We start from the raw sequence: 25,567 nt of genomic DNA, 5'->3' as shown, positions 1-25,567 counted from the left end.
TTTCCTTATTATTGAGCACGCCATTGGGCGCCAAGTTTGTGTTCTAGCCAAGCGGAGATTCCCGAGAGTGACAGTGTGAGCAAAAGATATATCGCTGCCACGCTAAACCAAATTTCAAATGGCATAGCGGTTTCCGAAACAATGTTTCTTCCTTCTGTCGTCAGGTCGAATATGGCCATTACGCTGACAATTGATGAATTCTTAACCAGAGAAACCACTTCATTGGTCAAAGGCGGTAACGTTCTTTGCAGTAACTGCGGGAAGATAACGTCGTAGTAGGTAGAGAAAGGGCTTAGCCCAAGGGAGCGAGCAGCCTCAAACTGACCTTTAGGGATGCTGTTTAGGCCTCCACGAAAAATCTCAGCGGTGTAGGCACCCTGGAAAAGTGAGAGCGCCAGAATCGCAGTCGCGAATCTATCAAGGCCGATCACAGGCCCAAAGACGAAATACAAAAGGTATATCTGAACCAGAAGTGGCGTATTGCGAATCATCTCAATATAAGTATTTGCGATGGTTCGACCTACAACTGACTGAGAAAGCTTGAGTAAAGCCGTCAGCATTCCAATCAGCAGAGTAAACAATAGGCTCCAGGCCGATATCTTGATAGTGACCCACAAGCCTTCGAGCAGTTCAGCAGGCCACCACTCACCATCTTCATAGAAGGCGATATAGTCAGGTACTCGGTGCCATTGCCACTGGTAATCTATTGCTTTCGCACCCGAATCCAGCAGCCACCACAGCCCTAAACCTAGTATTAGGATTTGAGCGAAGGCGGACAAAACGGGCTTTAAAATTCGGCTAATCATTGGTGGCTCAGGATTTGCTCCAGAAACTGTTGTGTTCTAGGGTGTTGCGGCGCACTAAATAATTGCTCAGGAGTAGCCATTTCGAGTATTTCTCCTTGATCCATAAATATCACTCTATCGGCCACCTTTCGGGCGAAGCCCATTTCATGTGTTACGCATATCATTGTCATGCCGTCTGTGGCTAAATCTGTCATGACTTCCAAAACTTCTTTGATGGTCTCTGGATCTAAAGCGGAGGTTGGCTCGTCAAACAACAAAATCTCGGGCTTCATACACAAAGAGCGTGCAATCGCGACACGCTGCTGCTGTCCGCCAGACAATTGAACGGGATATTTGTTTGCCTGTTCCGTGATGTTGACGCGATCTAGAAAGTGCATGGCTGTATCGATAGCTTGTTGTTTCGACTGCTTCAATGTGCGCATCGGTGCCAGCGTCAGGTTCTCTAATACGGTTAAGTGAGGAAAAAGATTAAAATGCTGAAAAACCATACCGACTTTTCCCGGTGATACAGAAGACAAAGGCTGGCCGAGTACCTGAATATTGCCTTTTGAGATGGTTTCCAACCCGTTGACGGTACGAATTAAGGTCGATTTTCCAGAACCAGAGGGGCCACAAATGACTAACCTCTCTCCTTTTTGTACTGAGAGGCTAATATTCTTCAGTGCCTGAAATTGGCCGTACCACTTGCTGACGTGCGTAAAATCGATGGCGCTCATGCCGATTCTTTATATGCATTTATTTGTATTTCTACCTTAACAATATCAAGAAGATATTGCATCTCATGTGATTAAAATAGAGCTTTAAAGCCTGATATTGCTCACTCTTTATCGTATGTAATTTAAATTTTACATACGGTGTAAAATGTAAAAATAGAAGAAATATTGCCTTTTGGTTTAAAAAGTGGTTGCAAGCATCGTTTTTGATAGATAAGTTACAGGGAAGATGAAAAACAAAATAGAGCATTTATGCACCACTAATTTTTGGTGCGGTGTTCAAGCCAAGAGAAATAGGAAGACGTAAGCAATGTTCCAGACTGATGATGTACGAATTAGCAAAGTAAAAGAATTATTACCGCCAGTGGCTGTTTTAGAGAAGTTTCCGGCGACTGAAACTGCGTCTTCAACGACTTTTCGCTCTCGTGAAGCAATCTCTAAGATTTTAAATGGCGATGATGACCGTCTGCTGGTTATCGTTGGTCCTTGTTCTATTCACGATCCTGAAGCAGCAATCGAATACGGTAAGCGTTTGAAAGTATTGCGTGATGAGCTGGGTGACCGCCTAGAAGTCGTGATGCGAGTTTACTTTGAGAAGCCACGTACAACTGTGGGTTGGAAAGGTCTGATTAACGACCCGTACCTGAACGACACGTTTAAGATCAACGACGGTCTGCGCATGGGTCGTAAGTTGCTGCTGGATCTAACTGATCTTGGCCTACCAACGGCAAGTGAATTCCTTGATATGATCACTCCGCAGTACGTTGCAGACTTAATCAGCTGGGGTGCTATCGGCGCACGTACTACTGAGTCTCAGGTACACCGTGAACTGGCTTCTGGTATCTCTTGCCCAGTCGGCTTCAAAAACGGCACTGATGGCAACATCAAAATTGCATCAGATGCAATCCGCAGTGCGAGTGCTTCTCACCACTTCTTGTCAGTCACTAAGTACGGTCACTCAGCAATCGTTGAGACTGCAGGTAACCCAGACTGCCACATCATCCTACGTGGTGGTAAAGAGCCTAACTACAGTGCTGAGCATGTTGGTGCTATTAAATCTGAACTTGAAGCGTCAGGTCTGCCTAAGAAGGTGATGATCGACTTTAGCCATGCTAACAGCTCAAAGCAGTACCAGCGCCAGATGTTGGTTTCGGAAGATGTAGCGGGTCAAATTTCTGCAGGTGAAGATGCTATTTTCGGTGTAATGATTGAGTCGCATCTTGTTGAAGGTCGTCAAGATCTTGTTGATGGTCAAGCTCCAACTTACGGTCAGTCTATCACTGATGCGTGTATTGGTTGGGAAGATACTGAAAAGGTTCTTCGTCAGTTAGCCGATGCTGTAGAAGCTCGTCGTAACAAATAACCTCTCTCTTATTTGTAAGAAAAGCTCCCAAGTCGGGAGCTTTTTTCGTTTTAGGGGTTTAATTGAACACTGTTTAATATATTATGGAAATCAAACTTATCGACCCCAATGATTCATGAAGCGAACGTCAAAGATTATCTGGACTGTCATACTATGCTTGGCTTTATCCCCATGGACTCACGCGGCCCAAAACGAGAGTGATTTGTTTATTTACACTCTGCCCAAGTACGATGACTCGCGCAATGAGATGAACCAAGACCCGATTGATGTAAAGGTCGATAGTACATCGCCTCCACCAGCTTTGAAGCTAGATTATGAGGTCCCTTGCGATCTCAAATGTGGCATCGGTCATACAGGACTGTTCTTACTTTATATTGCAGCGGAAGGACAGAAAGATCAGCAATACCGGTATTCATTAATGAATCCAAACTACGAACCTTAATCTGACTAATTTGAACAAGGGCTCTCGGCAGAGAGCCCTTGTGTATTTATTTACCAACGAAACCTACAACAACCGTGTCGCCTTCCAAACTCCGAGAGAAAACATAGGCTGAATTGTTGCCAATTTCTTTGTGTACACCAGCTCCTATTGCTGGGTGGGATTGACGGAACTGGCCTAACGTTTGCCAGTGCTTGAGAAGTTGTTGGCGCTCTTTGCTTAGCTCCCACAGCATGTCTGAGCGAGTGCCCTGATGGAAGTCATCAGCATAGGGGCCTAAATCTCTTCCCACTTCATCACCGTAGTAAACCTGAACAGCGCCGGGGCTAAGTAATAAAGCGTTGGCGGCGTTACGCTGCATCTCAAACGAGTTGAAACGACTGAAAAACAGTTCTGTGTCGTGTGAAGACATGTAGCTGACAGGGGTAAAATCTGGCGTTTCTTGCATTGAATCGGCGTAGTTTTGATAGGTCTCCTGCATTTGGCTCAGACAAGCGGCACCTTTGTCGAGCTTCTTCTGCATATCAAAGTTGATTAGCGCATCGAAACCTTGGTCAGCATAAGGAGAGCGGTAAGCAGAATGACCCCAGACTTCACCCATCATCCAGAAAGGTTGTCCGATCTGATTATTATTGGCACGCCATTGCTCAAGGCTCTTTGTTGCCTCGCTTTTCAACCGTTTCCACACCTCTCCTTCAACGTGTTTAACGGTATCAACTCGAAAACCATCAATACCAAATCGTTTGACCCAGTCGGTTTGCCACTCGATGAGATAGTCGGATACAGTGTAGCTTTCGCGTATTTGAACGCGGGTTCCTGGATTGTTGAGTAACCATTCTGGTGGCGTTACGTGCTGCTCAGACTCGGTCAAAAAATCAGGTAAGCCGGCCAGTGTCATTGTGATGTCGCTTGAGCCGGGTTTGCTGTAGCCTGGCAGACCTGCACGAACCCAGTCTTTACCCCACCACTGATGCCAGTTAGAACTCGTATAATCAACGGAATCATTAAAGCTATGCCAGTTCTGCCCTGATTTGGGTTCCCAGTCTTGCCATTTATCGGGCATATTTTCGGTGTTAACAACGTTTATATTGTCGAACTGTAAGTCTGCCAGTGTTGAGTAACCTGAATGATTGACCACGGCGTCAAGGAAGATACGCATACCGCGTTTGTGCGCTTCTGTGACCAGCTGCTTTAGATCTTCTTCATTACCAAAGTTTTGGTCAATTTTAGTGAAATCACGAGTCCAGTAACCGTGGTAGCTATAGAATGGAAAACTGCCTTTCTCTCCACCACCGACAAAGCCGTGGACTTGCTCTACGATAGGAGAAAGCCAGATCACGTCAGTGCCAAGGCTTTGAATATAATCGAGCTTTTCGGTTAGTCCTTTAAGATCCCCTCCATGAAAGGTGCCTATCTCTTGTTTGCCATCTTTCTTTCGGCCATAGCTGTGGTCATTGGATGTATCTCCGTTGTTGAATCGATCCACCATGGCGAAATAGATATTGGCGTTTCGATAGTCGAATTGCGCAGAGGAGGCGCTGGCGTCGGCCTGTTCAAGTAGAACAAGTCCACCACTGTTCGGGGAGGGGGTTAATCTTACTTGGTTGTTTTGCACGGTAACGAGTTGATTTGACAATGCCTCTCTGAGCTGAGTACCATCATTGAAGGTGTCACCTAAAGAAAGTGTCACTTCTCCCCCTTTGTATTGCTCGCAAACGACATCAGGGATAGGGCGGGTAAACTTCTTGGCTGCGACTTTCTTGGCTTCCCGAGCGATTGTTATTGTGTGTTGAGTATCATCGTAGGCAAATGAGTAATCACCACTGAAGCGAATTTTGACCGATAATTCAGTGTCGCTGCTGCAATTGAGGCTCAGTGGCTTACGAAACTTAACTTTCTGTTCTGCTACTGATGGGCATGTACCATCAATCCCAGATATATTAACTTGATAAGTTTCTTTTTTGAGTGGCAGGATCAATGGATCCGATGCGCTTAAAGGGAAATCCCGACTTGTGGTGGTGGTTGAAATGGTGAGAGTCGGCGCGGCTATAGTTGCTGAACTGATTAAGGCAGTCAGCACAGCAAGAGATATATGTGTTGGCTTCACGTTCATTCCTTGATTGTTTTTTCATCAAGGCTAAACCGATTCCCTCAAGCTGACATCATTCCCCCAATCTACGCCCTAAAGTTTGCTCAAAATCACAGCAGTCATCCTTTGCGTTCTTCGAATGGTAGTTTTAGCGTTGTGTCTTTATCTGGCGATTTAAAAATTGCGCCATGGCAGATTCATCAAGGTAGCCATCAGCTTTCTTGTGACCTCGTAGATATTGATAGCCTGCAATGACATGGCGGTGTTGTTCGTGGTCTTTTGGCTCAAAGCCATGGACGTGTCGATAGGCCATTATATAGGCGTCCATGTCGACCACTTCAGCTTGTCTATATAGATATCCGCAGCCAGTGGCCAGCCATTCCAGTGAACAGTTGGCTTTCATGGCTATCTGATTAGCTTTCGACAAACTCGGTTCACTCCCGTTGAGGTATTTGCGAATCAGGGCTTCTGAAAGTTCTACTCGGCGAGCAAAACCAGAAACCGACTCCTCACCAATCAATTGTTTTAGCCGTTCGGAGAAACTCAATTTTTCGTACTCTGGTTCGAATTTGTTGTCAGTATACGTTGAGCATTGAATTAAACAAGAATACTGTAAAGGCAGTTTTTATTAGGAGGTAAGTGATGGTGTTTAAAGTCACAATTGCGCCGCAAGGCCCAGAGTTTTCTCAACTGGTTCAGGGTTACTGGCGCCTTGCTGAATGGGGTATGACGCCTCAGCAAAGATTGTCGTTTCTCAAGCAGCATATTGAGCTAGGTGTTACAACAGTCGACCATGCTGATATCTACGGCAATTATGAATGTGAAGCGCTGTTTGGTGAAGCGTTAAAGTTGGATCCTGCCGTCCGTGATGAGATAGAGATCGTTACTAAGTGCGATATTAAGACCTGTAATGACAAATTTCCTCAGCGCAAGGTGAACCACTATGACACCAGTGCGGGGCATATTTATGAATCTGTGAACAATTCGCTTGCACGTCTGAACATCGAGCAAATTGATGTCTTGCTTATCCATAGACCTGATGTACTGATGGATGCGGATGAAGTGGCTGATGCGTTTAATGAATTACACAAAGTGGGCAAAGTGAAGCACTTTGGCGTGTCTAACTTTACGCCAAGTCAGTTTGATCTTCTACAATCTCGTGTGGCCAAACCGCTGGTTACTAACCAGGTTGAAATCAATCCATTGAATTTTGAGGTTGCCCATGATGGTACGTTAGATCAGCTTCAAATGAAGCGCGTGCGACCAATGGCGTGGTCTTGTCTCGGCGGTGGAAGCATCTTTACTGGTGCAACCGAGCAGGCACAACGTGTGCGTGATGAGCTAGAAGCAATTCGATGTGAAGTAGGTGCGCAGAGTATTGATCAAGTCATCTACGCATGGGTAAATAGACTGCCATCACGACCTCTGCCTATTATTGGTTCAGGAAAAATTGAACGCGTGAAAAGCGCTGTTGAAGCTATGGACATTGAACTCACTCGTGAGCAATGGTATCGAGTTTGGGTCGCCTCTAAAGGTCATGGTGTGCCATAGACTGCGATTTTACATGAGAAAGTGTCGACTTAGCTGTCATGTAATCAATTAAGAACATCGAGAGCTGAGTGTCCGCTTCTTAAAGGCCTGACAAATCCGATATTAGGAAACTAATATCGGATTTTTATATTTCTTATCAGTCTATTCGTCACTACTTTTCACTTACGAAACATTTTTCATGGCCTTGACTCACTAATAACCTAAGTTTTTAGTGGTTATTCTCACATGTGAGATTGGTGTTTTAACTAATGAGTTAACTGTTTAATATCATGATCTTAGTTAATGCAACGAAGTCAATTAACCTGTCTATACTTACTCTAATAACGAGCAACGGTCATATTATGGAAATAAGCACTGGAATCACGTACAAATTTTGATATTTTTGTCGCCAATACGCTTGTTGAATATTATTAAATTTCTTAATTGCTGTTGACTGATTTGGTCAGATTGAGGGGATAAGTATGGAAGTCGAAATTGTACGCCAGGCTCGTATCGTAGAAGAAGTGAGCGGGGACGTTATCGCTGTTAAGCCTGATGGCACCGCGAGAAAAGTCATTCAAGGCGAGACTATCCAGTCGAATGAAATCATGATCACTGCTCGTAATGCCTCCGTGGTGTTGAGTGCTGGTGGTATTCCTTCAATTGTTGATGAAAATAGCATTTCCTTAGGATTAGAGAGTGTTGATGGTAATGCTTGGCATTCTGCGCAAGTGAACGGCGATGTTGAGTTTGATCTTGCCCAGCTTGGTGAAGGCGCATTAAGTGAAGATGACATTGCGGCAATTCAAGGTGCTATTTTAGATGGTGCTGACCCGACTCAAATCCTAGAGGCTACAGCAGCAGGCGCAGGCGGTGCAGGCTCTGCGAACGGTGGTTTTGTGACCATCGAATACAATGGCACCGAAGTGTTAGCAAGCACTTTCTTCGAAACATCTGCGCAAGCACAGGACGATGCAGAAGAGACAGAAGATGAGCGAAGAACGTTAGTATTTGCTGCTGGTGGTGAAAGCATTTCAGAAGCGCTTGTTGAGGGCTCTCTATCAGCAGGTACTTACCCCCAGTCAGAAACAGCAACAGTGACTATTTTTGCCGGTGACCTTCCCTTAGATGCTGATAGTTTTGTCCCTGAACCTGCTTCACTCGCTAGTTTATTGGCTGAACTCAATTCTGATATCACATCTTCAGGTGAAGCCGTTACGTTTACTTATGATTCGGCCGAAAACGCTATTATTGGTGTCAACGCTCAAGGTGAAGTGTTGCGCATTGATATTGATACGACTTTGGTCGGCAAAGATGTCAGCCTAGAGCTGACCACAACAGTAAGCCAGCCTATTGATCACGTAGACTCTGTTGGTGGTGGACAAGTCGCAATCAGCGATGATCAGATTTCAGTCAGCTTTGATATCACAGGTGCTGATTCAGGTGGTAACGCTATTCGAGCTCCCATCGATGCTCAGGTTTCAATTGGCGATGGCGTTAATCCAACACCTCAAGCGACGAATGTTCAGAACGTCGAATCTGGTTCAACGTTAATCCAAGGTGAACTCGCTGCAATTGGCAGTGATGCACTGGCCTCAGTAACGTTTGACAGTTCTGCACTTCAGCAATTTGATGGCTTACTCAGTGACAATCAAACCACGACGGCAACGCTGTCAGATGACGGGACAACAATAACATTAACGGCTGATGGTTCAGGAGATACCGTACTGACGGTTAGCGTTGATACGCAAGGGCAGTATGAGTACCAGCAGTTTAAACCTCTGGAACACAATGGCTCTGATACGATTTCTCTTTCGCTGCCTACCACTATCGTAGATTACGATCAGGATACGGTAACTAATGACATTAATATTGAGATTACTGACGGCGACAACCCTGTTATTACCAATGTTGATGGGTTGAGCCTTGATGAATCAGGTGTAGTTGGTGGTTCGCAAGTCGGCACAGTAGCAGTCTCGGGTAGTGGTTCTATTACAGCCACCGCAGGCAGTGATATCATCGATCACTTTGAGCTGGAACCAAGCGAATTTAATACTGACGGCTCACTGACTTCACAGGGGCAGCAGGTCACCCTTGAGCTAACGGCTAATGAGAACGGTGTTCGAACGTATGAAGGTGTGATTGATCTCAACGGCAGCCGTGTCACAGTGTTCGAAATTAAGGTGGATTCACCTGCGCAAGGTGATTATGAGTTCACGTTGTTTGAACAGCTTGATCATTTAGGTGCGAATGATGAGTCATTGACGATTGAACTCCCAGTTTACGCGGTTGATGCGGATGGTGACCGTTCTGAATTAGCGGGCGGTACGGGTTCCGAGGAAGCAGGCAAGATTCTCATCCAAGTGAAAGACGATGCACCGACGATTAGCGGTGCTGATGCTTTGTCTCTTGACGAAGATGATCTCGCTTCAGGTTCCTCACCAGACGCAGCTTCTTTGACGGCAAACGGTCAGTTTACTGTAACTGAAGGTGCAGATACGGTAGTTGAATACCGACTCGATACGAACTCTAATCCAGTAGCGGGTTTGAAGTCTGATGGCTTGGCGGTATCACTCAGTGAAATCTATGACAGCGCAACAAATACTTATACCTATACCGCTTCGACGTCTGCTCAGGATGTATTTGTCCTGACGATAAAAGGAGATGGCACCTACTCATTTGAGTTGAAAGGACCGATTGATCATGCTGCGAATGCTGATGATCAAACATTGAATTTCTCGGTTATTGCCAAAGATAATGATGGTGATACTGCTGCCCAAAATATTTCTGTCAATATTGTCGATGATGCTCCTTCGATAACCCATGCTGAGGCGTTGACCCTCAATGAGAATGACTTAGCCAGTGGCACTAGCCCGGACGCGACACGCGTGAGCAAAGACGGAGACTTCACCACGCTTGAAGGGGCGGATAAGGTCGTGAGCTACGAGCTTGACCTGACCACCAACCCGATTGATGGCCTGACTTCTCAGGGCAAAGCGGTGACGCTCTCTGAATCCATCGATGCGAATGGTGTGGCCACCTACACGGCTTCAAGCACTGATGGCGATGTGTTTGTGCTGACGTTGCGCCCTGATGGCAGCTACACCTTTGAGCTGAAAGGTCCGATTGACCATGACGCCAACAGCGACAGTGAACGCTTTGATTTCACGGTGGTGGCGACCGATACCGATGGCGACACCGACCGCATTACCCTGCCTGTGACCATTGGCGATGATAGCCCGAACATCGCATCGGCCGAGGCGTTAATCCTCAATGAGAATGACTTAGCCAGTGGCACCAGCCCAGACGCAACACGTGTGAGTCAAGACGGAGATTTCACCACGCTTGAAGGGGCGGATAAGGTCGTGAGCTACCAGCTTGACCTGACCAGCAACCCGATTGATGGCCTGACGTCTCAGGGCAAAGCGGTGACGCTCTCTGAATCCATTGATGCGAATGGTGTGGCCACGTACACGGCTTCCAGCGTGGATGGCGATGTGTTTGTACTGACGTTACGCCCTGATGGCAGCTACACCTTTGAGCTGAAAGGTCCGATTGACCATGGCGCTAACAGCGACAGTGAACGCCTTGATTTCACCGTGGTGGCGACTGACACCGATGGTGACACTGACCGCATTACCCTGCCGGTGACGATTGGCGATGATAGCCCGAACATCGCCTCGGCGGAGGCGTTAATCCTCAATGAGAATGACTTAGCCAGTGGCACTAGCCCAGACGCGACACGCGTGAGCAAAGACGGAGACTTCACCACGCTTGAAGGGGCGGATAAGGTCGTGAGCTACCAGCTTGACCTGACCAGCAACCCGATTGATGGCCTGACGTCTCAGGGCAAAGCGGTGGCGCTCTCTGAATCCATCGATGCCGATGGTGTGGCGACGTACACGGCTTCCAGCACTGATGGCGACGTGTTTGTACTGACGCTGCGCCCTGATGGCAGCTACACCTTTGAGCTGAAAGGTCCGATTGACCATGGCGCTAATAGCGACAGTGAACGCCTTGATTTCACGGTGGTGGCGACCGACACCGATGGCGACACTGACCGCATTACGCTGCCTATGACGATTGGCGATGATAGCCCGAACATCGCCTCGGCCGAGGCGTTAATCCTCAATGAGAATGACTTAGCCAGTGGCACCAGCCCAGACGCGACACGCGTGAGCAAAGACGGAGACTTCACCACGCTTGAAGGGGCGGATAAGGTCGTGAGCTATCAGCTTGACCTGACCACTAACCCGATTGATGGCCTGACGTCTCAGGGCAAAGCGGTGGCGCTCTCTGAGTCCATCGATGCCGATGGTGTGGCCACGTACACAGCTTCCAGCACTGATGGCGACGTGTTTGTACTGACGCTGCGCCCTGATGGCAGCTACACCTTTGAGCTGAAAGGTCCGATTGACCATGACGCCAACAGCGACAGTGAACGCTTTGATTTCACGGTGGTGGCGACCGATACCGATGGCGACACCGACCGCATTACCCTGCCTGTGACCATTGGCGATGATAGCCCGAACATCGCATCGGCCGAGGCGTTAATCCTCAATGAGAATGACTTAGCCAGTGGCACTAGCCCAGACGCAACACGCGTGAGCAAAGACGGAGACTTCACCACGCTTGAAGGGGCGGATAAGGTCGTGAGCTATCAGCTTGACCTGACCACTAACCCGATTGATGGCCTGACGTCTCAGGGCAAAGCGGTGGCGCTCTCTGAGTCCATCGATGCCGATGGTGTGGCCACGTACACAGCTTCCAGCACTGATGGCGACGTGTTTGTACTGACGCTGCGCCCTGATGGCAGCTACACCTTTGAGCTGAAAGGTCCGATTGACCATGGCGCTAACAGCGACAGTGAACGCCTTGATTTCACCGTGGTGGCGACTGACACCGATGGTGACACCGACCGCATTACCCTGCCGGTGACGATTGGCGATGATAGCCCGAACATCGCCTCGGCCGAGGCGTTAATCCTCAATGAGAATGACTTAGCCAGTGGCACCAGCCCAGACGCGACACGCGTGAGCAAAGACGGAGACTTCACCACGCTTGAAGGGGCGGATAAGGTCGTGAGCTATCAGCTTGACCTGACCACTAACCCGATTGATGGCCTGACGTCTCAGGGCAAAGCGGTGGCGCTCTCTGAGTCCATCGATGCCGATGGTGTGGCCACGTACACAGCTTCCAGCACTGATGGCGACGTGTTTGTACTGACGCTGCGCCCTGATGGCAGCTACACCTTTGAGCTGAAAGGTCCGATTGACCATGACGCTAATAGCGACAGTGAACGCCTTGATTTCACGGTGGTGGCGACCGACACCGATGGCGACACTGACCGCATTACTCTACCTGTGACCATTGGCGATGATAGCCCGAACATCGCCTCGGCCGAGGTGTTAATCCTCAATGAGAATGACTTAGCCAGTGGCACTAGCCCAGACGCAACACGCGTGAGCAAAGACGGAGATTTCACTACGCTTGAAGGGGCGGATAAGGTCGTGAGCTACCAGCTTGACCTGACCAGCAACCCGATTGATGGCCTGACGTCTCAGGGCAAAGCGGTGACGCTCTCTGAATCTATCGATACCGATGGTGTGGCCACGTACACGGCTTCCAGCGTAGATGGCGATGTGTTTGTACTGACGTTGCGCCCTGATGGTAGCTACACCTTTGAGCTAAAAGGTCCGATTGACCATGACGCCAACAGCGACAGTGAACGCCTTGATTTTACGGTGGTGGCGACCGATACCGATGGCGACACTGACCGCATTACACTGCCGGTGACGATTGGCGATGACAGCCCGACAATTCGATCTATTGATCCATCAAGCACGTTTGTCATTGATGAAGATGACACGGCAGCAGGTTCTGATTCGTCTGGTGTAGTCGCCGTTGCGACAGGCAGTTTTGTCACCTCACAAGGGGCTGATGGTGTTGTTGCTTATGAGTTGGTGAATATAGCTGATACACAAAATGGTCTAACGTCTAATGGGCAAGCCGTTACGATTTCCGGGGTTAATGGCGTTACCGGCGCGACCACTTATCAAGGTGTGGCTGGCGGTCAAGTGGTCTTCACTTTAGTGCTGTCTGACAACGGTGATTATACTTACACCCAATTCAAAGCTCTGGATCATGCACAAAACAGTGATACGTTGACCATTCCGTTTGATGTGGTTGCGATCGATAAAGACAACGACACTTCACCAGCTGTCCGCTTGCCAATTGAAGTCATTGATGATCAACCTGTACTAACTGGGACGACAGGGGAAACATCTGTCGACGAAGATGACCTAGCGAGTATTGGCTCGGATCGCTCTGAAGACACCACGATTGATGGTAACTTCATTATCGCTGAAGGCGCTGACAGTGTTGTGGAATATGAGTTAACTAATGCAGATGATACGTTAGATGGCTTGTCTGCTGACGGCGAAGCGCTTGAGTGGGCTGCTGTCCAAACCAGTGGTACGACGTTCACTTATACAGCAATGACTGAAAATGGTCATGAGCCAGTATTTAGAATTGTTTTTGACACATCAGACAACAGCTATCAATTTGAATTACTTAAACCTCTTGATCATCCAGACGGTGCGGGTGAAAACAGCGTCCAAATAGACTTTACAATCAAAGCGACAGATTTTGATGGAGATGAGTCCGCTGAGATTACTCTACCAATTACCGTCGTCGATGATGTTCCATTGTTGACTGACCACTCGATTTCTAGAGTTGAAGGCAGTGGTTTCAAGAGAGTGAATATGTTTGAAGCCTCCACTGATAAAGGGGCTGATGACGCTGCTATTACGATGATTGAAGGGACTACAGATGGTACTTCGGTGATTAAATTTGGCGGTGAAAATGGTACCTATGTCGATAGTGTCGATATTCAGTCTGGCAATCAAACGATCAAAGTTTACGAAGAATACGATACTGGTAGCGGAACAAGAGATATCCGCGAACTGGGTGAGTTGAGAGTCAACTCTAATGGTGACATCCGTTTCAAAGCGTACGATAACCTAGAACATGACGGTGATACGTTTGATTTTAGTATTGACGTGACTGCGATGGATGGAGACAAAGATACCTCAACGGCGCAATTGGATCTGACCATCGTCGATAGGAAAGCGTCAGCAATCGCTCTCAAAGTTACGACTTTCGAAGAGTCGGGGCGTGATCCGTCGATTGACTACGATCCAAATAATCCGAATACCCTTGATACTGCTAACGTTCAGGATAACCAGAGCGACATTACGGGTCTTGACTCCCCAACACAGATTTTGCTTCAAGCGAATTTGTATGATGCGGATAACAACGAATCTATCGGTGGCATGACGATCAAGGCGGGAGATCACCACGGTACCTTCTATTACTATGACGGCAGCCAATACGTCGAACTTGAGCCAGACAACAGAGGCAAAATTTACATTGATGGAGCTTTGATTGATCAGACATCGAGTGTGAATGGCGATGGCGATCAAATCACCACAATCACTAACCTGTATTTTGTGCCAGATAGAAACTACTCGACCAATGAGTCAGGTATCCGAATCAGGTACCAGCTTGAAATTGATAACGATGGAGTATTGGATCATCGGTTGAACTCTAGTTTCAGAATTGAAGTGGAAAGTGTCGCCGATATTGCCACTTGGGATGATGCTAATAGCACTTACGAGTACACCTTAACAGAAGATGGCGCTCATCAGACGCTCAACTTGAGTGCAGTGACACAAGATACCAGCAATCCAGAGACGATTACGTACCGTCTTGAGGTGACTCAAGGTCAAGGCGAGTTTGAGTTACTGGATGCGTCAGGAAACGTTATTTCAGAGTCTTCGTCAGGTGTGTATCTGATAAGCTCTGATGACATCAACAGTGTTCAGTTAAATCCGAGGGATAACTTCTCTGGTGCGATTAAGTTTGACGCGAAAGCATTAACTGAAGAAGACTCTAATGCTGTCTCGGGTAAAGAAATCGCAGAATCTGTGGTGCAAGAGCTGGTATTTAATGTTACACCGCAAGCCGATGAAAGTAGTTTCTCCGTTAATCGTATTGCCATTTTTGAGGATAATGCAGCGAGTCAAAATACGGTCGATCCTGACACGGATCATGAGCCGTTGACACTCGACAAAGTCATTACGCTCAACTCGACTGCCGATATTGATACTCCGGGAGATACGTCTGAAGTACTCTACGTTCGTCTGTCTGATTTTACTGACGAAAATGGTCAGCCGCTGGCTGGCTTTGAAGTGCGTTGGGTGAGTTCCGGTGATCCGCTACCATTGATTACTGATGGTAGTGGTAGCTACTATGAGATTGCACAATCTGACTTAGACAAGGTCGAGATTCAGCCACCGCTGCATTCCAACGAGGACTTCACCTTTGAGGCAACGGGTGTGGTGAAAGATACCGCAACACTTGGTGATGGCTCTCAGGTCACCGATGTGACTGAAATGAGTGCTGGTAAAACAGTCCATGTATCTGTCAAAGGTGTTGCTGATATTCCTTATCTTCCCGATGTTCCTGATGTGCCTATCACAGGTGCTGAACTTGATACTTGGTACAGCTATACAGACGGCAATGGTAATGCAGGTGCTCAGGTTGTTATTAACGAAAACTCAAGTATTGAGTTGAGTTTTGCTGTCCTATCGGGTGAAGAAAAAGATGGTGTCAATGATAACTCTGAATCGATCACTGTGCTGCTTTCAGATATCCCCGATGGCGTGCAATTGTACGACAGCAATGGCGGTGTTATTGATTTGGTATACGCAGGTAGTGACGCTAACGGTCCTATTTATCAGGCCAATATTACTCAAGAGCAATACAGTTCAGGTATTACGGTTGAACCGCCAAAACATTCGACCGAAGACATCAATATCACGACGAAAGTTATCGTTACGGAGAACGATGGCCACATCAGAGAAGTGGATGGCAGCATTCTGGTTAAAGTTGTGCCTGTGATTGATGCTGGTGGGAGTGATGATGCTTACAGCAGGACTTCTACAGGTAACGAAGACAGCTTTATTGTCGTCCCTTGGAATCTGCAAAATGCAGAGAATCCTGACAGAGCACCAGATGCCAATGATCGTGATTATGAGTTCGTCTCATCCATTACTATTTCAGGTTTCCCTGAAGATGTTGAGATTACGATTGATGGCGTTCCAGTAGCTAACTACACAGGCGGCACCGCGATGTATGATGACGTCAGCAATACGTTGACGATCACAGGACTGGATGAAAACTCCAGCCAACCTGTCGTTCGGGTTAAGCCGCCAGAAGACTCTAGCGTTGATATGAACTTACAGACCAAATTGGTCATCGAAGAGCATGATGCTGATAATAATGGCGACAGTGTTGCCACGAAAGAAGTGACTGGTTCACTCACCGTTGTTGTTAGGCCAATTGTTGAGAGTGATGGTGATCTTCAGGTCAAATCGAATAATGCTGTTGTGACCACGATTGACGATACAGATGATGATGGTCGTATAGACTTCACTATCAACGATCAGAATGGTGATGCGAATGTTATTGCCTTTGAAGACTTTGATCCGAGCTCGGACGAACTAGTCAAAGAAGTGGTGGTGCGTTTTGTCGGCATTTCAGGCGATGATTTGGATCAGCTGTTTGTTACAGGCGCGGTTAATAATGGTGACGGCTCTTGGACAGTCACTGACGAAGAAAACTTCAGTATCGTTGCGCCTGATGGCCTAAATTACACCGATAGTAATGGATTACCGAGCAGTACCTTGACCGTTGAGTTTGTCGCTCAGGTTTACGATAAAGGTGATGAAAACGAAAGTGGTTCGGTTAGTGAAAAATCAACCACGATAGATTTGACTTTCCCAAGTAGTGTTGTTGGCCAAAACAGTGAAGCAGCTGTGATTGAGCAAATAACAACTCCAGACGCCATTATCACGGGAGTCGAAGACAACTACATTGACCTTAGTAGTCAAATAAGCAATGTTGTCCAAATTGGTGTCGATGGTAGCAATGTGAGCACTGCTGATAGTGTCGCTGACCAGTTCACCATTGTGATTGACCCAAGCGACATTCCGGCAGAAGTAAGTGGTCTTAAGGTCATCGGGGCTGAGTACGATTTTGCTAATAACCTTTATCTGTTTGAAGCAACCATCAACCCTGACGGCAGTATTTCTATTCCTGATGGCCTAAAATTAGAACTGCCTGAAGATTATGCAGGTGACTTCAATCTGCCGATTACCTTTGTCACCACGGATAAAGCATCAGGTGATGAGAATCGCGTCGAACTAAATATCCCTGTCGCTGTGACACCGGTAGCTGATATAGCGGCGGGAGCGGGCGAGCAGGGTCAGCCTCTCGACAGCGATGTCACTCCTGAAATAAGCCTGAGCGCGACTTCAGTGGAAAAAGGCACGGGTACTCAGTTGGACGCTAATGCACTGGAAGATAATCTTATTAAGTTAGATCTTGATATTGATTTGGCAGATGTTCGCAACGATAGTCACCAAGGCCAAGAAACACTGACGAGAGTTGAAATCACGTTACCTGATTCTAGCTTGGGTTATTTCGCTGATGTAAATGGTGACCCGATTCAGCCAGACAGCAGTGTGTTTGTCGTTGATTCTAACGATCCTGCGGTCATTCAGGCGGCATTGGATGGTTTGTACTTTGTGCCTAAAGAAAATTATCCGACGGACAGCAGTGGTAATTCAATCTCCTTTACTGTGAAAGGTACGGTGGTCGACCAAACCACTTTTGATACCACAGGTACGACGCAAGTTTCCAATACGAGTAGTGAGCGCACCTTCACGCAGAACGTGGACATTGATATCACGCCGGTCCTAGATCCTGTCACTATGCCAACCGCAGCGGACAATATCGTTGTGGTTGGCGATGAAGATACCGACATTTCGCTCACTTCAGGTGGTTCTGGATTGTCGATCGCCTTGAATGACACGGATGGCTCAGAGCAATTCCTTTCAGCCAAATTAACGGGTGTGCCTGATGACTTTATAATAACCAGTACTTCGTCTGACTTTGTAGTGAAGAATAGTGGTGGTGGTGAATGGGTTATTCAATTGACTGACCCGAGCGTTACAGAAATTGATCTGTCAGCGATTGCTATTCGCCCAGCAGAGCACTTCAGTGGCACCGCCGATATTGGCATTACCGTGTTTACTCAAGAGCAACTGTTACAAGAGCCGACTGCACATCAAGGGCAATTCACCATTGATGTTACCCCTGTTGGCGATGTGGTAGACATTGACCCAATAAGCCGTGTGACAGGTAATGAAGGTGAGAACATCGACATTGCTATCAACGCGAGTATTGTTGATAAAACCGATCTGTTACCGGGTGATTCTGCTCAGGATCAGCCAGAGACATTGTTGATTACTGTTGAGCAAGTACCGGACGGTGCGACGATTTACTATCCAGATGGGGTGACACCTGCGACCAATTTAGGTAATGGTAAATGGGAGCTACGTGTCGATACTCAGGAAGTCGACAAGATTGTGTTTAATTCTGGGGATCACAACAAAGGTACTTGGAATCAAGACAGCCTGAAAATTACCGTCCAGTCGGTGGATAAAGATGCAGATGGCAATGAGTATCTTGGCCCGACAACGAATCAGGTCTTTGATGTCGCTGTTGATGTTGAAGCGGTGAATGACCGCCCAGAGTTTAACAATATTGCTGATATCCAGACCGCAGAAGATACTGTCGTGGCGATTAAAGGCTTCACGGTGTCTGATGTGGATTCTAGCCTTGATGAGCCTGATGCAGAATACACCTTGACTTTAAATGTGGACAGCGGCGAGCTATTCCAAAACACCACGATAGCAGCTAACAATGGGCTGACCGTTTTGGTGGATGCCTCAGGTCAGACTGTGACAATTACGGGTAAAGTTGCTGACATCAATACGGCTCTTGCTCAAGACCTTGTCACATTCAAGCCGGATGAAAACAGCAATGATTTGATCGACACTGATGGCGTTAAAGTGACGGCCCACATCGACGATCAAGGTAATGTGGGTTCGGTGGATGCTGTAAACCCAGATACCTCAAACACCAACGAAACGTCATTCGTTATTCATGTCTCTGAAGTGAATGACGAACCTCAAGCTGGTGATCTTGACCTAGGGGATATTCTTGAAGAAGGCAGTATTCAGATTACCGCTGCGCAACTGATTGCCGCTAGCAACGACATTGATAGTGATGATTTGGTGGTTAAGTCCATCTCCGTCCCTGCAGAGCAAGGTACACTGACTCTTAACCCTGATGGTGTTTCTTGGACGTTTACGGCAGCAGATGACTTTAATGGTGATGTGTCCATCAGCTATACCATAGAGGACAATGGTACAACGAACGGGGTCAATGACTTCCTTCAAGATACAGGTACGGTTTCATTGTCTGTGATAGGGGTAAATGATAAGCCTGAGATTGATGTGGACGACATTACGACCATCATCAATGAGTCTTCGGGTCAGTTGATCAGTGGAATCTCCGTTAGTGATGCAGACTATGTTGACGCATTTGCTGATGATGCTATGACAGTCACGCTCACGGTCGATTTTGGACAGCTGAATGTAACCATACCTACGGGTTCTTCAATCACAGCAACTCCGTCGTCGGGCAGTTCAATTACATTGACGGGCACCATTGGTGAACTGAATACCCTGCTGGATTCTCCATCTGCTGGCACTGGTGTAACCTTTGATGCGACTCACGCCCCATCTGACAGCGTGATGCTCACCATTACTGCGACGGATTCAGGTAACCCTTCAGGCATGGTGATGTCGGAGACAACGCAAAAACCGATCACGATTACGCCTGTTGCCAACGCGCCAACTCTATCGATTACGCCAGATAACAATTATGTGAAGAACATTAATGCCAGCCTAACAGCAAGCAATAATGGTATCGCTCTACTGGGGATCGTTGCGGCACTCACGGATGTGCATGAAGTTCTATCTATGGAGTTGTCGGGGCTTCCTGCTGGATCAACGGTGGAAACATCGTCAGGAACACTGGTTCCAGTGGACGGTAAAGTTGTCGTGCCAGCAGATGATATTGATAGCGTCTCTATTGTTGGTGCTCAAGAAGGGTCACATACCATTCAATTGACTGCGGTGTCGACTGAAACGGATAGCTCTTCGGCTGAATCAGCACCTATTGATATCAACCTTAACGTGACCAATGATGTCTCCGATATTGATGTTTCTTCCTCTAGCCAAGATAACCAGCTATTGGGAAGTGACGAAGGTATCGAGTTGCAGACCGGTTCCGGTGACGATCGAATCGAAGGAGGCACTGGCAATGATACTTTGATTGGTGGTGCTGGCGATGACACCTTACTGGGTGGTGCTGGTAACGACATTCTTGATGGTGGTTTAGGTTCAGACATCCTGACAGGCGGTACTGGTGAAGATATCTTTACTTGGCATGAAATTGATGATGGTACGACGGACACTATTACCGATTTCAGTATCGCTGAAGGAGATCAGATTGACCTGCGTGAAGTGTTACCTGAACTGAAACAAGCTAATGTGGATATGGATACTTTATTGTCCCATTTGGATGCCAAGTTAGTAGATGGGGATGATATTGAACTTAAAGTGCACCCTGATGGCAATGGAAATGGCGAGCAAACCATTCTGGTGGAGGATTTAGGTCAACAAATTGACTTCAACAGCATGGATTCATCGCAAATTATATCGACCTTGCTTGAGCAGCATATTATCGTCCACGATCAGTAATTCTGGATAGAAAAGCGCCCTCAACCTCGTTCAGGCTAGGTTGAGGGCGCTTTGTTTTATTTCATACTCTTAGCCTATAACAACCTGACCTAGCACGTATCCTAGGCAGCATGCACCAATCACACCTATCAAGCCGACCGACATAAATGAGTGGTTGAAATACCACTTACCGATTTTGGTTGTACCGGAAGTATCAAAGTTCACCGTGGCAATATCTGAAGGGTAATTCGGGATGAAGAAATAGCCGTAAACGGCAGGCATCAAACCAATCAATAGGGCAGGATCTAAGCCGAGCCCCAGACCAACAGGGAGCATCATACGAGCTGTTGCTGCTTGCGAATTGACCACAACAGAGACGATGAATAAAGCCAAGGCGAAAGTCCAAGGGTAGTTTGTCACCATTTCAACGATACCAGAGCGAAACTGTGGCATGGCATATTGAAAATAAGTGTCGGACATCCATGCAATACCAAAGATGGCAATCGCTGCGACCATACCTGACTTAAATACCACGCCGTTGGGAACATCGCGGGGGTCAGTTTTGGTCGCCAATAAGATCACACCACCGAAACACAACATCATCATTTGAATGATGACCGACATCTTAATCGGCTTATCCCCTTCAACGACGGTGCGAATTTCTGGCACCATCGCGATGATCACAATAGTGATAATCGAGGCAAGGAAGATCAGCACTGCATTACGCGCGGATGCCGGTAAGACTTCGTCGAGAGAAGTTGCAGTGGTACTTTCGATACGTTTTTTCCACTCAGGATCTTTAAGCCTCGCTTGATACTCAGGATCTTCGCTTAACTCTTTACCACGTTTAAGGCTGTATAGAGACATCAAAAGCGTGCCAAATAGCGTTGCGGGTACCGTAACCATCAAGATAGAAACTAAAGTGATATCGTGTTGAATATCGGCAAGCTGAGCGAGGTAATAGACTACTGCAGCAGATATTGGTGACGCAGTGATCGCTATCTGTGAAGCGACTGAAGAGGCTGCCATTGGCCGCTCAGGACGAATACCATTTTTCAGTGCTACATCGCCGATAATAGGCATGATGGAATACACAGCATGACCTGTCCCCAAAAGAAACGTCATGGAGTAAGTGACGAATGGAGCAATGAGTGTGACGCGTTTAGGGTTCTTGCGCAGAAGCCGCTCAGCCACTTGCAGCATATATTTCAGTCCTCCAGCCGCTTCTAAGATAGATGCACAAGTGACAACGGCGAGAATGATCAGCATGACGGTGACTGGCGGTGATGTCGGTGGCATCTTAAATATGAAGACTTCAATCACCAAACCAATTCCTGAAACGACACCTAAACCGATACCGCCGTAGCGAGAGCCGATATAGAGCATAAGTAACAGGAAAAGAAACTCAAAATACAACATAGAGCAATTCCTTAAATATATTGTGGATAAAGACATTGTCAGAAGCTAACGAATAAATTTCTTCGTTGGTGGTCACACAATACGGATGAGTAAAAATGGAAAGTGCTTTCTAAGATACTGCTCACAGAGATATCAATACAACTTACTGACTCTTAACAATAGTTTCACACTATTGGAACCTAAATGGGCGGTGGGTTTAGGATGTTGATCTTTTAAACGGAAGGCGTAGGTTTACCAGCTTGCAGTCATTCAATGTGCAATGACTTTCAATGGTTGTTTGAATAATTACTCAAATTTTATTCGGCAAATTATTTTATATACTCAAAATTGAGACAACTTCGCCAACACCAATGAGATACCCTATAGCCGATTTATGGTTTGCACGAAACCTATATAAATTTGGTAAGTAATTATGGAAAGTATGCCTTCTATCCTTATTGTTTGTATGGGTAATATTTGCCGTTCGCCACTCGCTGAGGTTGTTCTGAAAACAAAAGCAGACCAGCGAGGCCTAGCACTGGATATTGCTAGTGCTGGAACCCTCCGGGATCAGGTCGGGAATTCACCAGATAGGCACGTTCAAACGCTGGCGAGTCAGCATGGTTATAACCTAAGTGGTTTGACGGCAACTCAGGTTAAGGAAGAAGATTTTTCCAATTATGACATGGTCTTAGCGGCAGATAGAGCCAATTTGGCCTCTCTACATGACCTATGTCCTAGAGAGCACAGGAGTAAGCTGGCTTTGTTCCTCTCTTACTCGGACATTGAAGAAAAGGAAATCCCTGATCCTTATCAAGGTAGTCGTGCACGTCATCAAAAAGCGTTTGAACTAATTGAGAAAGGCAGTGACGGGGTGCTTAATTTTATAACGTCAATACAAGCGTAAGCTTTGTTGAAAGTGTATTAGAAGTGAGACGCTCCGAGGCAGTGTTTATTCGTTGAAACAGAGTCTTTCTTACCAAAAAGACTGACTTCTTATTTTTTATTTATTTTTGTTTATTTCTTGCCGAGCTTAGACTCGGTCGGATAGCTATTGATTGAAATTTATCGATGACGATAAATGATGCTTGGCTTAATTCAGGGAACAAGTGTTGTGAAAAAGGTTTTAATTACGTTTGGTACTCGACCAGAAGCGATCAAAATGGCGCCTTTGGTTCACCAAATGAAAGGTGACGCTCGATTCGAAACCAAAGTATGTGTGACGGGTCAGCACAGAGAAATGCTGCATCAGGTGTTAGAGCTCTTTCATGTCGAGCCTGATTATGATCTCGATATTATGGAGCCGGGTCAGACACTGACGACGGTAACCACCAAGATCTTAACTGGTATGGAACGAGTACTTAGTGAGTTTAAACCTGATGTTGTTTTGGTTCACGGTGACACGGCAACAACCTTAGGCGCAACGCTAGCCTCGTATTATCAGCAAATTCAGGTTGGCCATGTTGAAGCGGGCCTTCGTACAGGAAATATATACTCTCCTTGGCCTGAAGAAGGCAATCGAAAACTCACAGGCTGTTTGACGAATTTCCATTTTGCTCCAACCAAAACTTCGCGACAAAACCTTGTAGACGAGAATGTGGCTGACACGGATATTCACGTGACAGGGAATACGGTTATTGATGCTTTGTTTATGATCCGCGATAAGATTGAAAACGATTCGGATCTCAGAGCCACGCTAGACAGCGTATTTCCAATGCTGGAAGCAGACAAGAAGCTGATTTTGGTAACAGGTCACAGGCGAGAAAGCTTTGGTGGCGGGTTCGAACGTATTTGTCAGGCACTGTCCGACACAGCTAAACGCCACCCAGACTGCCAAATTTTGTATCCTGTGCATCTTAATCCTAACGTTCAAGAGCCTGTCAATCGCCTGCTTAAGAACATTCCAAACATTCATTTAGTTGAGCCTCAACAGTATCTCCCGTTTGTCTATCTGATGAATAAAGCTCACATCATTTTGACAGATTCAGGCGGCATACAAGAAGAAGCACCATCTCTTGGTAAACCTGTTTTAGTGATGCGAGATACCACAGAAAGGCCAGAAGCTGTCGAGGCGGGAACCGTCAAACTGGTCGGTACAGACAGTGACCTAATTTGCCGTGAATTAACTCAGCTTTTGACGGATAAGACCGCATACGAATCTATGAGTCAAGCTCATAATCCGTATGGTGATGGCCTAGCTTGCCAAAGAATAGCAGATATTTTAGCGCTTTAAAGATTAAGGAACACAAGATGTTTAACAAGGTTTCAGTTGTAGGTTTAGGCTATATCGGTTTGCCAACGGCTGCGGTGATTGCTTCTCGCGGAATTGAAGTGATCGGTATTGATGTCAACCAGCATGCTGTAGATACCATCAATAAAGGTGAAATCCACATTGTAGAGCCAGATCTTGATATCGTGGTTCGTAGTGCGGTAATGACAGGCAAGCTTAAGGCGACAACCGTTCCTGAAGCGGCGGATGCATTTATGGTCGCGGTACCTACACCGTTTAAAGGTGACAACCACGAGCCTGATCTTAGCTATATTGAGAGTGCAGCAAAGGCAATTGCCCCGGTATTAGAGAAAGGTAACTTAGTGGTTTTAGAAAGTACGTCTCCAGTCGGTGCAACAGAAAAAATGGCTGGATGGCTTGCAGAAGCGCGACCTGATCTGACGTTTCCACAGCAAAGTGGTGATGCGGCAGATATTAAAGTGGCGCATTGTCCTGAGCGAGTATTACCGGGTTACGTTCTTCAGGAACTGGTCAGTAACGATCGTGTGATTGGCGGTATGAGCGACGCTTGTAACAAACGTGCAGTTGAACTTTATCAGACTTTTGTGCGCGGTGAATGCATTCTCACGAATTCTCGCACGGCGGAAATGGCAAAACTGACTGAAAACTCATTCCGTGATGTAAACATTGCTTTCGCCAACGAACTCTCTCTCATTTGTGAAAAGCTTAAGATCAATGTTTGGGAATTGATCAAGCTATCTAACCGCCACCCTCGTGTCAACATCCTTAATCCAGGCCCAGGTGTTGGTGGACACTGTATCGCTGTTGACCCATGGTTTATTGTCAACAGCTGTCCTGATGAAGCGAAGGTGATTGCGACAGCTCGTCAAGTCAATGACGGCAAGCCTCATTGGGTCGTTGATCAAGTCAAACAAGCGGCAGACGAATTTAAGAAGCCTGTGATTGCTTGTTTAGGTCTAGCCTTTAAAGCCGACATTGACGATTTGCGTGAAAGCCCTGCACTAGACATCACTACTCAGTTGGCGCATGAAGATGTTGGACAAGTGATTGCCGTTGAACCAAATATTTCCTCTTTGCCTGAACATCTGATTGATGCGGGTGTTGAATTTATGGACTTAGAGCGCGCGCTTGAAATTGCAAATGTAGTTGTCGTGTTAGTGGATCACAAGCAGTTTAAAGCGGCAGATAAAATCGCATTCAGCAAGAAAGTGGTAATCGATACAAGAGGTGTTTTGGCGTGACCTATTTCAGAGAGCGGAA

General features: G+C 46.7%; 12 protein-coding genes. 7 read left to right on the top strand and 5 right to left on the bottom strand.

Going from position 1 to position 25,567, the window contains the following annotated elements; all coding sequences use genetic code 11:
- Positions 1–8 precede the first annotated feature (8 nt).
- Together CTT30_RS21220 and CTT30_RS21215 are read right to left on the bottom strand one after the other, a co-directional pair.
- Positions 9–806, bottom strand: a complete 798-nt coding sequence (locus CTT30_RS21220; RefSeq protein ID WP_252036918.1) for an amino acid ABC transporter permease — start codon at positions 804–806, stop codon at positions 9–11.
- Entirely contained in the window at positions 803–1,522 is a 720-nt protein-coding gene (locus CTT30_RS21215; protein ID WP_252036917.1) for an amino acid ABC transporter ATP-binding protein, read from the bottom strand. The genes CTT30_RS21220 and CTT30_RS21215 overlap by 4 nt, the downstream gene beginning before the upstream one ends.
- 307 nt (positions 1,523–1,829) lie before the next feature.
- On the opposite strand from CTT30_RS21215, the gene aroG reads away from it, so the two are divergent.
- The gene (aroG, locus tag CTT30_RS21210; protein WP_252036916.1) at positions 1,830–2,882 is read left to right on the top strand and encodes a 3-deoxy-7-phosphoheptulonate synthase AroG; all 1,053 of its coding nucleotides are present in this window, start codon (positions 1,830–1,832) and stop codon (positions 2,880–2,882) included.
- Positions 2,883–3,084: 202 nt separating this feature from the next.
- Positions 3,085–3,324 (top strand): hypothetical protein, encoded by a 240-nt coding sequence (locus CTT30_RS21205; protein ID WP_235202584.1) that lies wholly within the window; start codon positions 3,085–3,087, stop codon positions 3,322–3,324.
- Between the two features lie 46 nt (positions 3,325–3,370).
- On the opposite strand, the gene CTT30_RS21200 is transcribed toward CTT30_RS21205, so the two are convergent.
- The gene (locus CTT30_RS21200) at positions 3,371–5,434 is read right to left on the bottom strand and encodes an alpha-amylase (RefSeq protein ID WP_370689722.1); all 2,064 of its coding nucleotides are present in this window, start codon (positions 5,432–5,434) and stop codon (positions 3,371–3,373) included.
- 124 nt (positions 5,435–5,558) lie between these two features.
- On the bottom strand, positions 5,559–5,957 hold the full coding sequence (locus CTT30_RS21195) for a helix-turn-helix domain-containing protein (protein WP_252036914.1): 399 nt from the start codon (positions 5,955–5,957) through the stop codon (positions 5,559–5,561).
- Positions 5,958–6,052: 95 nt separating this feature from the next.
- On the opposite strand from CTT30_RS21195, the gene CTT30_RS21190 reads away from it, so the two are divergent.
- A complete protein-coding gene (locus CTT30_RS21190; protein ID WP_252036913.1) occupies positions 6,053–6,961 on the top strand; it encodes an aldo/keto reductase in 909 nt (302 codons plus the stop codon).
- A 461-nt stretch (positions 6,962–7,422) separates the two neighbouring features.
- Positions 7,423–20,679 (top strand): retention module-containing protein, encoded by a 13,257-nt coding sequence (locus CTT30_RS21185; RefSeq protein WP_286037076.1) that lies wholly within the window; start codon positions 7,423–7,425, stop codon positions 20,677–20,679.
- A 69-nt stretch (positions 20,680–20,748) separates the two neighbouring features.
- Here the strand turns inward: CTT30_RS21185 and CTT30_RS21170 are convergent, their stop codons facing one another.
- Positions 20,749–22,077 (bottom strand): anaerobic C4-dicarboxylate transporter, encoded by a 1,329-nt coding sequence (locus tag CTT30_RS21170; RefSeq protein ID WP_239835507.1) that lies wholly within the window; start codon positions 22,075–22,077, stop codon positions 20,749–20,751.
- A gap of 412 nt (positions 22,078–22,489) precedes the next feature.
- Between CTT30_RS21170 and CTT30_RS21165 the strand changes: the two genes are divergently transcribed.
- From CTT30_RS21165 to vpsB, 3 genes are all read left to right on the top strand, one after another.
- A complete protein-coding gene (locus CTT30_RS21165) occupies positions 22,490–22,963 on the top strand; it encodes a low molecular weight protein-tyrosine-phosphatase (protein WP_239864581.1) in 474 nt (157 codons plus the stop codon).
- A 207-nt stretch (positions 22,964–23,170) separates the two neighbouring features.
- A complete protein-coding gene (wecB, locus tag CTT30_RS21160; protein WP_239835505.1) occupies positions 23,171–24,289 on the top strand; it encodes a non-hydrolyzing UDP-N-acetylglucosamine 2-epimerase in 1,119 nt (372 codons plus the stop codon).
- 17 nt (positions 24,290–24,306) lie between these two features.
- Positions 24,307–25,548 carry a UDP-N-acetyl-D-mannosamine dehydrogenase VpsB gene (vpsB, locus tag CTT30_RS21155; RefSeq protein WP_239835504.1) on the top strand — a complete coding sequence of 414 codons (1,242 nt, stop codon included), beginning with the start codon at positions 24,307–24,309 and terminating at the stop codon, positions 25,546–25,548.
- Positions 25,549–25,567 lie beyond the last annotated feature (19 nt).

Origin of the sequence: Vibrio coralliilyticus (assembly GCF_024449095.1) — a bacterium.
GTDB lineage: Bacteria > Pseudomonadota > Gammaproteobacteria > Enterobacterales > Vibrionaceae > Vibrio > Vibrio coralliilyticus_A.
The sequence above is the reverse complement of the archived record's forward strand: the minus strand, read 5'-3'. Positions and strand labels throughout refer to the sequence as shown.

Bases quoted from the DNA above. Each gene is read 5' to 3' on its own strand.
- CTT30_RS21170 (WP_239835507.1), bottom strand. From the start codon at position 22,077: ATGTTGTATTTTGAGTTTCTTTTCCTGTTACTTATGCTCTATATCGGC.
- CTT30_RS21185 (WP_286037076.1), top strand. From the start codon at position 7,423: ATGGAAGTCGAAATTGTACGCCAGGCTCGTATCGTAGAAGAAGTGAGC.
- vpsB (WP_239835504.1), top strand. From the start codon at position 24,307: ATGTTTAACAAGGTTTCAGTTGTAGGTTTAGGCTATATCGGTTTGCCA.
- CTT30_RS21215 (WP_252036917.1), bottom strand. From the start codon at position 1,522: ATGAGCGCCATCGATTTTACGCACGTCAGCAAGTGGTACGGCCAATTT.
- CTT30_RS21200 (WP_370689722.1), bottom strand. From the start codon at position 5,434: ATGAACGTGAAGCCAACACATATATCTCTTGCTGTGCTGACTGCCTTA.
- CTT30_RS21190 (WP_252036913.1), top strand. From the start codon at position 6,053: ATGGTGTTTAAAGTCACAATTGCGCCGCAAGGCCCAGAGTTTTCTCAA.
- aroG (WP_252036916.1), top strand. From the start codon at position 1,830: ATGTTCCAGACTGATGATGTACGAATTAGCAAAGTAAAAGAATTATTA.
- CTT30_RS21165 (WP_239864581.1), top strand. From the start codon at position 22,490: ATGGAAAGTATGCCTTCTATCCTTATTGTTTGTATGGGTAATATTTGC.
- CTT30_RS21220 (WP_252036918.1), bottom strand. From the start codon at position 806: ATGATTAGCCGAATTTTAAAGCCCGTTTTGTCCGCCTTCGCTCAAATC.